General features: G+C 44.6%; 9 protein-coding genes and 1 pseudogene. 3 read left to right on the forward strand and 7 right to left on the reverse strand.

Annotated elements, in window-relative coordinates; all coding sequences use genetic code 11:
* Positions 1-5: 5 nt before the first annotated feature.
* Genes H9659_RS07400 through H9659_RS07410 form a run of 3 tightly spaced genes read right to left on the reverse strand, consistent with a single transcriptional unit; the run spans position 6 to position 3950 of the window.
* Complete coding sequence (locus H9659_RS07400; protein WP_191689300.1) at positions 6-2624, reverse strand: YfhO family protein; 2619 nt, start codon at positions 2622-2624, stop codon at positions 6-8.
* A complete protein-coding gene (locus tag H9659_RS07405) occupies positions 2621-3001 on the reverse strand; it encodes a GtrA family protein (RefSeq protein WP_191689301.1) in 381 nt (126 codons plus the stop codon). Before H9659_RS07405 ends, H9659_RS07400 begins: the two co-directional genes overlap by 4 nt.
* Positions 2979-3950 carry a glycosyltransferase family 2 protein gene (locus H9659_RS07410; RefSeq protein WP_225217718.1) on the reverse strand — a complete coding sequence of 324 codons (972 nt, stop codon included), beginning with the start codon at positions 3948-3950 and terminating at the stop codon, positions 2979-2981. Before H9659_RS07410 ends, H9659_RS07405 begins: the two co-directional genes overlap by 23 nt.
* Positions 3951-4215: 265 nt before the next feature.
* On the opposite strand from H9659_RS07410, the gene yfkAB reads away from it, so the two are divergent.
* Complete coding sequence (gene yfkAB, locus H9659_RS07415) at positions 4216-5328, forward strand: radical SAM/CxCxxxxC motif protein YfkAB (protein WP_191689302.1); 1113 nt, start codon at positions 4216-4218, stop codon at positions 5326-5328.
* 37 nt (positions 5329-5365) lie between these two features.
* Positions 5366-6727: a guanine deaminase gene (gene guaD, locus H9659_RS07420; RefSeq protein WP_191689303.1), complete on the forward strand. Its 1362-nt coding sequence runs from the start codon at positions 5366-5368 to the stop codon at positions 6725-6727.
* Between the two features lie 223 nt (positions 6728-6950).
* Here guaD and H9659_RS07425 read toward each other — a convergent pair whose 3' ends face one another.
* The gene (locus tag H9659_RS07425; RefSeq protein ID WP_191689304.1) at positions 6951-8903 is read right to left on the reverse strand and encodes a cation:proton antiporter; all 1953 of its coding nucleotides are present in this window, start codon (positions 8901-8903) and stop codon (positions 6951-6953) included.
* Between the two features lie 269 nt (positions 8904-9172).
* Here H9659_RS07425 and H9659_RS07430 point away from each other — a divergent pair, with 269 nt between their 5' ends.
* Complete coding sequence (locus tag H9659_RS07430; protein ID WP_191689305.1) at positions 9173-9667, forward strand: DinB family protein; 495 nt, start codon at positions 9173-9175, stop codon at positions 9665-9667.
* Positions 9668-9742: 75 nt separating this feature from the next.
* Here the strand turns inward: H9659_RS07430 and H9659_RS07435 are convergent, their stop codons facing one another.
* From H9659_RS07435 to H9659_RS15725, 3 genes and pseudogenes are all read right to left on the reverse strand, one after another.
* On the reverse strand, positions 9743-10867 hold the full coding sequence (locus H9659_RS07435; RefSeq protein WP_191689306.1) for a DHHW family protein: 1125 nt from the start codon (positions 10865-10867) through the stop codon (positions 9743-9745).
* Between the two features lie 39 nt (positions 10868-10906).
* Positions 10907-12331: an MBOAT family O-acyltransferase gene (locus H9659_RS07440; RefSeq protein ID WP_191689307.1), complete on the reverse strand. Its 1425-nt coding sequence runs from the start codon at positions 12329-12331 to the stop codon at positions 10907-10909.
* A gap of 110 nt (positions 12332-12441) precedes the next feature.
* Positions 12442-12793, reverse strand: a pseudogene (locus H9659_RS15725) (transposase); the annotation flags it as partial.
* Between the last annotated feature and the right edge of the window lie 45 nt (positions 12794-12838).

Here is a 12838-nt window from a genome sequence, read left to right on the forward strand (position 1 = left end):
CCGCCTCAATGAGCGAAAGGTTTGCTCCTAATTCCTTTAACTAACCAGACGATCGTGCTTACTAATGCTAGCAAACTAATCCATAGCGATATCACGAAATAAGGAGGTCGATACGTCATTTCAATCGTATTCGGACCCGGTTCAATCGGAATTGCCGTAAATGCGTAATTCGCTTTTTGAACAGACACGTTTTCCCCATTCACTTTCGCCCTCCATCCCTTTTCAAATGGGATCGGCATCACAGCGAATGTGTCTCCGTTAGAATTATCCAGCTGAACGTCAGCATGTTCCCCTTTCCATTCAACGGTGGCGCCAGAAGTCTGTTCGTCCTCCCGCTCAGCTTTTTCAAGAGTCGTATAATCCTCGGCGTAAAGCGCTAAATCACTGAATGTATATGTCCCTTCAGGCACTCGAATTCGAATGGTTTCTTCAGAAGGAATACGGATCGTTATGTCATTGACACGTGTACGATAAATCGAATCCGTCCGTTTACGTGTTGTTTTATACTCATTCACCTTAAGATGGAATCCTATGTCTGCTGTTGAGCGTTCCAAGTTAAATGACACATAGGTGTCCTCTTTCAACAGACGGACATCCGAAACTTTCAAATCGACGCCGCCATTCTTTCCAGTAACGACAAGCTCGTCATTTTCATATTCAGCTCGGACAGGTTGAATGGTAACCTTATCTATCAAATTCTCCGCACTTGGAGCCGTCTCCGAAGTATCATTCCATTCATCTAAAATCACTCCATCTAACATCGCGTGCTCACGAACGATAGCGGGACTATCCCCTAACTCTTCTTCTGTATAGATCCGATTCGTCGTCCGCACAAATGGCAGACGATGATTGCTTTCAAACGCTTTGAATTCACCATTTTGTGCAACTTCTTCGAAACCGTACGGAATCGGATTCCCCTTATCTGAACGGATTGCATAGACTCCGTTCAATAAGCTATAAAGATTTGCACGTCCGCCGAATCCAGCATAGCGGCTGACACTTTCCCTTCCCATATCGATGGATAGGTCATCTAAGTAAAAATGCAGCAAGTGCTGATTTAATATACTCGAGTAAATGCTAGTCCCTAAAAAATTCTGGACAATCGGGGTATTATTACGTGTCCCGATCATCCATTCAATTCGGGCAAGCGGATCCTCTTCACCTTCCGTCAACTGCTGAACCAGTTCTCGTGATGCGCTCCCATTGTAGGCATCGCTTGTGAAAAAGGACTGCGGAATCCCTTGTCCTTGAACTTGCTCCACTTGAGGGTGATTGCCTGTCAACTTTTCTTCTTGGTATAAATTCACCGTGATTAGACTGAAAGCGATTATTCCCGTCCACAATGCAATATTCCAATGTTTGAATTGGCGTACGGCAGCTAAAATCACTAATGCGCAAGTAATTAGCGCCATCACAACTAAACTATCGGCATAGAGACTCGGCTTTCCTTCCAACTCCATAGTGGAAAAAAGAATGTAAACGGCGATAGTACCAACTGCCGCAATCCCTGCATGCTTCAGCTGGATTTCCCTCCAATTTTGCAGTGTAACTGCCACTAGTCCCCCTGCAGCTAACATAAGCATATGCTCCCAACGGAATTGCGGCGCTGAAAATCCGTTAAAGACACTTCCCACTGCAGGAGACGCATGCAACACGGCTAACATAACGGTCATAATTGCAAATAACCGATATCCTCGCTGCTTATACAACGGATATAGGAATAGGCAGATGACGGCAAATGCAGGTAAAACGACCATCTTACCGTCGGATAGAATGTTTTCCGTCATCTCAAAAAGAGGGATTTCTCCTTCAAACGGTGGTCTGAAGTTATTCAAATACCCATAAACTGCCGGGACAAAAAATGGGCTGCTTATTGCAGCACCAAGCAAGCCGCCCATAAGAAACTGACCGATTTGCTGCCTTTTGTTCCCTTCGTTCTTGGTCAATGGGATGAACCAGCGAAAAACTATGTAGATGAATGCCAGAAGGAAGTTAATATAGGCAAAATAGAAATTATCCACCATACTGAGCACCACCGCTGCGATAAACCATCCAGGTTTTCCGTATCGCATGATTCGCTCTGCCCCGATGAGCAATAATGGCAAAAATAACATGGCATCTGCAAAAAATTCCCAATACGTCACATGCCGGAAATACAGAATACTAATCCCATAAATGACGGCCGCGATATAGGAGAACTGCGTTTTCAAGCCAATTATACGGAAGAAAACCGTAGTGATGAGCAAAATCACTGTCAAACGGATCATACTGACAAACACAGTAACATCCGCCCAATATTGAAGTTCAGGTGATGACAGTATGCCCATCCATTCCAAAATCATCGTGATCGCCGCAGTTGCCAGAAAAACAAGTGACGTAGAAAAATAATAACCAAGCTGAGAAAACGTTCCTCCCCCTAAACCGAATCGTTCCGAGTAAAAGAAATTCCCTTCAAGCATCGATTCATATAGGAAGTGTTTGAAGGGGATCATTTGTGATAACCCATCATTCGGACCTACCACATAACGCCCTTGCATCCATTCCGATAGCATGAACCCATGTGCAGCTGCAGCGGTTAGTGCGCTCACTAGAATGAGCCCGATCCAACTCTTTTTCGTCATCATGCCGCTTTCAGCACCTTTCCAGTCACAACAAATGTAACAGGTACTGTAACAATTAATGCCGCAAGCGGCGCAATACTACTGTTCACATGCAACCCATCCACTAGTATATATAGCAATACGGCAGTCACTGCAATGTTGACAAGTTGCGTCAATGGATACATCAAGAACTTTTTTAACGTCGGTTTCACTTTGTATGTCACATAACTATTCAAAAAAAATGAAATGATCATGCTCAAGATAACTGCACTGAAATGCGAGATCATATAAGCCAGACCAAGCCCTTTCAGTCCAGCCAAGTAAAACCCGTAGTAAGTTGCTGTATTAATAACGCCAACGATGGCGAATGTTATGAATTCACGAACTTCGAATTTTGGCATGAGTGACTGGTTTTCCTTTCACCGCAGCACTCGTCCGTCGAACAAGATAATGCGGTCGTTTTTTCGTTTCATTATAAATCCGCCCAACGTATTCCCCTATGATACCAAGAGATAACAACTGGACACCTCCGAGAAATAGGACGGCTGAAATGATTGTAAAATATCCTGGAACGTCTACACCATTTCGAATAATCCCGACCAATGATATCGCTATATACGAAATTGCTAGAAACAGACTGAATAATCCTGCATAAAAACAAAGACGCAACGGCTTCGTATTGAACGACACGATGCCATCGACCGCATAATTTAACAGTTGTTTAAAAGACCACTTCGTCTCGCCGTGCTGTCGTGTCACATTTTCATAACTAATCGTCTTCTGTTCCAGCCCAATCCAAGAATACAGCCCTTTGGAAAAACGATTTCCTTCACTGAGCTGCAACAAAGAATCGACTGCGCGACGGCTTAGCAATCGGAAATCCCCTTCACCATCATGTAACTCGACGTCGATCGTTTTGTTCACTCCCCAATAATAAGCACGCGACAGTAAGGATCGAATGGGAGAATCCCCTTTCCGATTCCGTTTCGCTATGACCTGATCATACCCCTCTTCATATCCCCGGATCAGTTGGGGGATCAATTCCGGGGGATGCTGCAAATCGGCATCCATCAGGATCACTGCATCCCCTTTTGCATATTCAAGACCTGCTAAAATGGCAGCCTCCTTCCCGAAGTTACGGGTAAAAGATATATATTCAACCTCTGGATAATCAATAATTGCATCACGGATTTCATCCATTGTTTTATCGTCACTTCCATCATCAACAAATAACACTTCATAAGGGTATCCACCCAACGCCATTGTCTCACTCAATGCTTTCATCATAGTATGGATATTACCTTCTTCGTTGTAGGAAGGGATTACAAATGAAATGAACAATTGTTTCATTCCGAGCACCTGCTTTCTGAATTTGTGCCAACGACTCTTTTTTCCATACCCGTTTTCTATGGAAATATCACTTTTCATGTACGAGAGATAAATTTCGGAATGATTAGAAATTTCAAACCGGAGTGATCGGATAACTGGAAGCAATCGTTTCTCCATCTCCTTCTTGAATTTTCAACGTGTTCTGCGAATTCCCCCTCTTATTGCAACCATTACACATTCAGCGCATACTTATCTATGTTCATTTTAGAAGACAGGAGTTTTACATATGATTTCAACTAATGACCTAATTTCACAAGACCCTTGGGAAGCTTATTTAGACGTGGATACCCACGGACGCCAAGTTCTTTCCAGCATTGAATTTACGACGACCTACTTATGCAATATGCGCTGTGAACACTGTGCGGTTGGCTATATGCTTCAACCAAAAGATCCCGATGCGCTTCCGATAGAGTTGCTGATCCAGCGACTCGAGGAAATTCCCTATTTACGCACCATCAGTTTAACAGGTGGTGAGCCGATGTTTTCTAAACGGTCGGTGGAACAATACGTCCTGCCTCTCCTTAAATATGCACATGAGCGCGGTATTCGTACCCAGATGAATTCCAACTTGACGATGCCTCTTGAGCGTTATGAAATGATTGCTCCATATCTCGATGTTCTTCATATTTCGCATAACTGGGGAACTGTTGAAGATTTCGCTGAGGGGGGATTCGCAAATATGGAACGCGTCCCTTCTTTTGAACGTCGCGCAGACCAATTCAAACGGATGATTGAAAACAGCCGTGCATTGGCAGACTTAGGGGTAATGGTATCTGCGGAAACGATGTTGAATCGTAGAACGCTCCCTCATTTACAAAAAATCCATGAGCAAGTTGTCCACGAAATGAAGTGTGCACGCCACGAAATCCACCCGATGTATCCAAGCGACTTCGCTTCAACGCTAGAAGTCCTTTCGTTGGAGGAAACCCGTTCGGCGATACAAGAAATCCTTCAATTCCGGGATACATCCACTTGGATGCTGTTTGGAACGCTGCCTTTCTATTCTTGTAGCTCGAATGGTGCAGATCAGGAACTGCTGGCTAAGCTTCAGGCAAGCCCTAATGTCTCCGTCCGAAATGATCCAGATGGTCGTTCCCGCTTGAACGTTAATATTTTCACTGGAGATGTCATTGTGACTGACTTTGGCGATGTGCCGCCACTTGGGAATATTCAACATGGCAACCTTCCGGACATGTATGATGCGTGGCAACAGCATCCGCTTGCGAAATCTGTCAGCTGTCATTGCCCTGCTGTCCGTTGTCTCGGGCCGAATTTACTTGTCAAGAATGCTTACTATGAGGACGTAGACTTTACAACCAGGAAATCCGTAATGGTATAATAGTCTCTATCAACTAAAACAAGGGGATGAAACGTTTATGTATACAAAAGTTTTTTTAGCAACTGCCTTTACAAGTAAGTCACCGAAAGAGGTGGATGTATTGAAAGACTGCCTGTTCTGTATTGACGGGGAGGGGTTGATCGAACGCATCGTACACCCTGAGCACGCAGATTACGAAAAAGTCCTCGATGAATATATACATACAGATGTGTTCCAGAAGATTGAGGCAGGTTCCTATTTGCTTCCTGGTTTCGTCGACTTGCACGTTCATGCTTCTCAGTGGGCCCAAGCAGGAACAGCACTCGATATCCCACTCCATGATTGGTTAAGTACGTATACATTCCCTTCTGAAGCAAAATTTGCAGATCTCGATTATGCGAAAACAGTTTACGAAGACGTGGTCAGTACACTTCTCGCAAATGGCACCACTACTGCACTTTACTTTGCGACAGTTCACAAAGATGCGAGTGTTTTGCTCGCTGACATTTGTGCTAAGCGAGGTCAACGCGGTCTAGTCGGCAAAGTCGTCATGGATCTCGTTCAAGAATGTCCTGATTATTACCGCGATGCGGATACCCAGACTGCTTTGCAAGATACCGAGGAATTCATCCTCCAAGTGAAGGAGATTGCCAAGACTACGAAACAAGGGGTCTATCCCGTTGTCACTCCAAGGTTCATTCCTACATGTACGGAAGAAGTGCTAGCAGGTCTTGGCGCGCTTGCAGCTAAGTATGATACACACATCCAGTCCCATTGCAGTGAAAGCGATTGGGCTCATCAGCACGTCCAGCAGCGGTTCGGAAAAAATGACGCACAAGCGCTCAATGATTTTGGATTACTGCAGGACAAGTCTGTCATGGCTCATTGCAACTTCCTTTCCGATGAAGATGCCAAGTTGTTCGCCGAAACCGGCAGTGCGATTGCCCATTGTCCAGTTTCAAACGCATATTTTGCAAATAGCGTGATCCCAGTTGCTCGATTTGCTGAGATGGGCGTCGATATCGGACTTGGTTCAGATCTCTCAGGTGGATTTTCTCCAAGTCTTTACGATAACTCACGTCAAGCTGTCATGTCTTCCCGCATGTTGGAAGATGGCGTAAATCCAAGTGTACCTGCTGATGAACGAGGAGTGAACGATTCCCGCATTACGATTGCAGAAGCGTTCCATATGGTAACGGCTGGTGGCGGAGCAAGTCTGAGTCTGCCGATCGGTCGTCTGGAAGAAGGTTATGCTTGGGACGTTCAGCGTGTCGATACAACCATCCCATCTTCCAGGCTTCCGATATTTGACCCGAACGAACCTTTACTCGATGTTTTGCAGAAGATCATGTATCTTGCACGTCCCGAAAACATCCGTGAAGTATGGGTCCAGGGAGAGCGGGTCCACTCCCGGAACTGAACCTATTGAACGGATCTATCCATACTAATGAATCGAATTATCGTTACACGGATATCATTTCCTAGCGATTCGTCCTTTGTTCCATATTAAGAAGGATATATGTTTAATCACAACTGTTCACTTTTAATTACATTCAGTCCGGTTTACCGGATTTTTGAAAAAGGACTGTCCAGAAGTCAGTGTACCCTGACTTCTGTGACAGTCCTTTTTCTTTTCTATACGATCAATCCTGTATTTGTATGCTGCTTTCGATGGCTAACAGGTTTTCTCGATATTGTCTCATCTCCGCTCTCGAAATCTCCCCTTTTTCAAATGCAGTCTGGATGTAATTCCTTTCAGTATGAAGGGCGAAATCTATCCATTCGTGCAAATGATGTGCGGCTTCTCTCGGTAGTCCGTAACCGCCCATTCTTTCATAATTCAATAGGAAGGCTTCGATAAGCTCAGGTGAATATTGACCTTCTTCGAGTGCTTTCAAATTCTCCGTTATGAAATGACTGTTGCTTTGCAAGAGAATCATCCGCTGTTCTTTGCGCTGTTCTGAAGTGAGCGGCGTCAAACGCATTCCTTGAAAATGTCTTTTCAGAAGTCTGCTATAGAAGGAATTAAATCCGTACTTTTTTTCTTTCGTCAGTTTATAAAGTCTCTTGTTCAACCTTCTGAGAACCGGGAACGCCAGTTGGATACGGATCCGACGCTGTTTTACTAACTCCAGTGTGTTCTCCATCTGCCATTCCAAAATGAGCTGACGCAATTTGCGCTCGCCGTTGTTCATTTCCTTTAAATTACTGAGCGAGAAAATCCGATCGTTGTACATCTTAATCACTTTACCTATCGTTCTCTTGTTCTCAGCTGTCCTATGTTTTCTTAATTCATTTTTCACTTCTCTCAACATCCCGATTTCCCACTTCGGATCATGCTGATGCGAAAACCCTTCCACTTTCGGCGCAAACAGATGCAAGGTGAAGTTAGCCAGCAGCAAGGTCGTTAAAATAACGCCCGCAGCGATGAACAATAACAGATCACGTCCCTCGAACGGGGTGCCATCGCTTAGAAACAACGGAAGCGACAACACACTGACTAATGTAATGGTTCCCCTCACTCCAGAAACTGTATAGAGTAGCGTATCCTTGATTTTTCTTTTGCTCACGTGTTCGGAATTTTTCTGGAAATTATTGAATAGGAGAATCCACATGAACCTCAATCCGAGCAATGCGATGGTTATTGCAAAAATATAGCCAAGCAACGTGATAATTTCAAGATGCTGGTCATTTAAAATCGTCTGCAAAATACTTGGAATCTGGGTTCCAAGCAACACGAAAACTAGTCCATTCAAGCTGAATGTTATGACTGACCACGTATTTTTTGACAATAAATTCAGCTGTGCAATTTCGACATTCAGCTTCTTATAGCTGAGTGAATGGACAATTCCCCCACTCACTACCGCTAAGATTCCATTGACTCCCACTTTCTCTGCAATAACAAAAATGAGGAATGGCAAGAGAACTTCCATGAGGATGAACGACGTGCTATTTTCAATCCCCAGTTCGCGAAGTCTTCTCATCAGGGCGATTTTCAGGAAACTCAACACTGCACCGAGTAAAATACCGCCGATCGAGATGATGATAAAAGTAGTACTTGCATGGAACAACGAAAATGTTCCAGTCATGAGAGCCGCCACCGCAAATTGGAAGGAAACAAGTCCAGAAGCATCGTTGATGAGAGACTCCCCTTCGAGCGTGTGCATGATCTTATGAGGTACTTTCACTTTTTCTGCAAGAGCACCGACTGCAACTGCATCTGTAGGCGCAAGTGCGGCTGCGAGGGCAAATGCGGCCGCTAATGGTAAGGTTGGCAGCAACAAGTGGATGAATCCGCCAAGCAACCCGACAGTAACAAAGACGAGCCCGATTGAAAGGGACAAAATCGATTTACGTTCTCGCCATATCGCTTTTTTGTCCACATTCACACCATCGTTGAACAATAGCGGGGCTATGAACAGTAACAAGAACAATTCCGGACTTAACTCCAATGAATGATTGGTCAATGGAATGGCTAATGCAATCCCCAAGACGATCTGAATGAGGGGAATCGCAATGGTCGGTAAAAAACGATTTAAAATATTGGAAAGAAAAACTGCGCTCAGCATGAGCAATATAACTTCAAAAATCTCCATTTCTTCACCTTCTTCTATGGTTACATCACATATATATCTGGAAGTTCTCAGTATGTTCCATACTCTATATAGTGCGTTTCTATTGAAATATTCTAAAAAAAACACATAATCCTAACTTTCACCTTGATAATTATACGTTAAACTAATCCTTTTGGACACTATAAAGCAAGAGGTACTCATGCTTTTCTCCCTTCTGAAAACATGGATGAAGGTTTATTTTTCCAATCGGAATGGTATAAATAGGTATAGAGTTCATAAGGAGTGAGTCGATGAAAGTGAATGAGGAAGCACGTACGAAGTTATTGGAAACAGTGGACGGTCTCAGTGATGAAGAGCTGAACTGGAAAGCCTCCGAAGATGAGTGGTCCGTACGTCAAGTTCTGGAGCATCTCTATTTGATGGAAGGCGGCGTGACAAAGACGATCCAGTCACAACTGACAAAAGAGGAAACTCATGAAACCGCCGGCAAACCAATCGAGCGGACAGTCGACCGATCGACTAAAGTGGACGCTCCTGACTTTGCAAAACCAGGCGATTCCTTTGCTACCGCCGCAGAATTGAAAGACAAACTGAAGGCATCCCATACCTCGCTTCAACAACTTGAAGATTCGGTTCCCACCGAACAGCTGAAGGCTAGATCCTATCCACACCCTGTCTTCGGTGACATGAGCCTGGACCAATGGATTCCGTTCGTTGGATACCATGAGTTACGGCATATTGAACAGATCGAAGAAGTAAAAGAAGCGATGATTGCTGCACACTAACTGTTGGATCGCACTATGGAACCATAGAAAGGCTGAGACGTCTCAACAACGTCTCAGCCTTTCTTCTGCATTTTTTTACTGGCGCAGCCATATCAAGTTCTGGTCTTCTGCAAAATTAGCGATATTGTAAACAACTAAGACGTTTTGAATTCCTTTCTCTTTCACAACCTGTGCCATGTTGCGATGATCATATCGCAAATCGACCATATAGATCTCTTCGAAATGATTCGCCAGAAAAGGTACTAACGCATGCGCGTATGAGTCTTTGATGATCATCAGTTTACGTCCATTTTGTACATTGGAATGGATGGTCACAGCGCGATGATTGCCGCCTAAAAAAAACGAATACTGATCACGCTTTTCAAGAAACTCCCATGCATACAGCGACTCCATTTTCGATTGTCCATCATCAATGTCGACATTATAAGATACGTTGAACTTGGGCACGTACACGTCGATTTCATCTGCAGTAATTGAAGGGTCATTTGCCTTCGCGTCATACGTCCCCCTGAAGTTCTCAGAAACAGTTTGAATGGTAAATTCATTTGATGAAAACGGCTCCATACCCATCTTCTCTATCGCTGAGCGGTAAGCTGTATACGCCCCATGTGTCGTCCAATGATGGTCCGTACGGTAATAGATCGGCTGATCTTTTTCCGCTTTTAATGCAGAGGATACATCTATCCACCCGATCTCCCCTTTCACTTGTTCTTCAACACGTTGAATCGCGGCTGTTTCACTAGCGGTTTGTGCGAATTTCGGCAACTTTTCAGGATACAATTCGATAGAGGTCGGTGCAAGAAGTCCATACACTGAAACGCCTTTCGTCTTCTCCAGAAAACGCGAGATACTCTCACTATTGGCATCGAGCTGCTCTGAAGGGGTTTCGAACTTCTCGAACAAATACCCATCTCCCCCAAAATACACGCCATTATTATCCTTCTTCAAAACCGCTTTTTGAGCAGATGCTTTAACGCTTGTCCAAAACCGTTTATGGACGAACTGATCACTCAGGTACGTTTCTACATCCTTTGAAAACTCTCCTGATATAATCTTGTCCAACGACAATTCGGGGAATTGCATCAGCGGACGATTTTCCGCCTGTGAAAACGGCTCGTCCTCCGCAAGTAGATTCATACAAGCAATTCCACCAACAAAAACGGCAAACACGCCAATCATGATCGCATTCAATCGCTTCACTTATCTTCCCCCCCTGCCTTGATCGAATTGATGAATCTATTAAAATCGGAAGTAAAGGAACGGATTAAATGCATCATCGACTAAATATGCAGTCGAACAGGTTAGAATCACGATGAAAAAGACCACCTGTAAACCTGTCTGAACCCATTCCTTTTGCATGATTTCACTACGTTCGATACACCGGTTCCACAGTTGGGTAAACAACGGAGTGGATAAAAGTGCTGCCATGCACAACAACACTGCATTCGTATAGAGGTCATACAGAAAAGCTGTGTCGTAGAGCGGGCGTCCTCCCAAACCGACCATCACTTGCGCATAGCGGATCCCTTCGCCAATATCTTCAAAGACGAACAGAACCCAGCTGAACAAGATGACGAGTAGTAAATAACCATGTTGGATAACACGCGGGAGCTTTTCCAGCCATTTGAGCAGACCTGCGCGTTCGAGTCCGATCAGTACACCGAAATACAATCCCCACAATACAAAATTCCAACTCGCTCCATGCCATAATCCCGTTAGTCCCCAGACGACGAACAAATTTCGATAGAGCACAAACTGACCTTTCCGATTCCCGCCTAGCGGAATGTAGACGTAATCCCGGAACCAGGAGCCGAGTGAAATATGCCAGCGTCTCCAAAATTCAGAAGCATTCTTCGCGATGTATGGATAATTGAAGTTTTTCGGGAAGCTGAACCCAAACATCTTTCCAAGGCCAATCGCCATGTCCGAATAACCACTGAAGTCGAAGTAAATCTGGAACGCAAATGCAATGATTCCGAGCCATGCAGCAAATACAGTGAGGTCTGAAATACCCTGACTTTCAACGCTCGCCCACAGTTGACCAATCGTATTGGCGATCAGTGCCTTCTTACCAAGTCCGATGATGAATATCCGAACGCCATCTGCAAATTGACCGAGTTGAAACGTCCGATTCATCAGTTCTTGCTCGATCATTTCGTAGCGTACGATAGGACCTGCAATCAGTTGCGGGAATAAGGAGACATAGAGCGCAAATGTCATGATATTCTTTTGAGGACGCACAGTCCCCCGATAGACATCGATCGCGTAGGACATCGTTTGGAACGTGTAAAACGAAATACCGATGGGTAACGGCAGATCCATTGGTTCGATTCCTGTACCCATAATGGAATTGATACTTTCAATGAGAAAGTCAGCGTACTTAAAAAACGATAACACCGCCAGATTCACAATAAGTGAGGAAACAAGCCCCAGTTTTGCATAGAGTGGCCGGTGTTCCCGATACCGGCCGATGATACGACCGTGTATGTAATCTGTCAGTGCAGAAAAGATCATTAGCATGATGTAGATCGGTTCGCCCCACGCATAGAAAAACAAGCTGACACCTAACAGTACGAGGTTTCTCAGTATGCGCGGACTGATGTAATAGAATATAAGTGCGAGAGGCAAAAAGAAAAATAGAAATGTCAAACTACTGAATACCAACCGCGACACACCTCCCAAACCAATTAGAAAAAGGCACAAAATGTTTTTCACACTGTGGACTAACTCCAGAAATCATGGGGCTTGCCTACAGTGTTTTTTTACAATGGATTTCACACTGAAAAGTTGATTTCCGTTCCGGGCGGACGCTTTCCGGGGGGCTTGCCCTCAGCCTCCTCGTCGCTTTGCTCCTGCGGGGTCTTCGCGCTGCGCTGATCCCCCAGGAGTCGCCGCCCTGCACTCCAATCAACTAAGTGTCCCGCAGGACCGCGATACCCACATGCAATTTCCATGACAGGTGGACGCAAGGTCCAGTTGGCGAGCTTCTTCAAATTTTGGGCAACAAAAGAAACATCGCCTGCATAGACAAATTTTTAAGTCCCCCTCGTGATTCTCCATCGCATACCATGCTTTTCCCCTGGCATCGGCAAAGACATGTTCAACCGACTCTTTGCGTTTCTCATATCATTCTTTGATGGTCTGACGCATGGATCGAATACCAAAGGTCTA

Source organism: Sporosarcina gallistercoris (assembly GCF_014836415.1).
Lineage (GTDB): Bacteria > Bacillota > Bacilli > Bacillales_A > Planococcaceae > Sporosarcina > Sporosarcina gallistercoris.

Excerpts from the sequence above, each read along its gene's own strand:
- H9659_RS07400 (WP_191689300.1), bottom strand. The coding sequence starts at position 2,624 with ATGATGACGAAAAAGAGTTGGATCGGGCTCATTCTAGTGAGCGCACTA.
- H9659_RS07405 (WP_191689301.1), bottom strand. The coding sequence starts at position 3,001 with ATGCCAAAATTCGAAGTTCGTGAATTCATAACATTCGCCATCGTTGGC.
- H9659_RS07410 (WP_225217718.1), bottom strand. The coding sequence starts at position 3,950 with ATGAAACAATTGTTCATTTCATTTGTAATCCCTTCCTACAACGAAGAA.
- yfkAB (WP_191689302.1), top strand. The coding sequence starts at position 4,216 with ATGATTTCAACTAATGACCTAATTTCACAAGACCCTTGGGAAGCTTAT.
- guaD (WP_191689303.1), top strand. The coding sequence starts at position 5,366 with ATGTATACAAAAGTTTTTTTAGCAACTGCCTTTACAAGTAAGTCACCG.
- H9659_RS07425 (WP_191689304.1), bottom strand. The coding sequence starts at position 8,903 with ATGGAGATTTTTGAAGTTATATTGCTCATGCTGAGCGCAGTTTTTCTT.
- H9659_RS07430 (WP_191689305.1), top strand. The coding sequence starts at position 9,173 with ATGAAAGTGAATGAGGAAGCACGTACGAAGTTATTGGAAACAGTGGAC.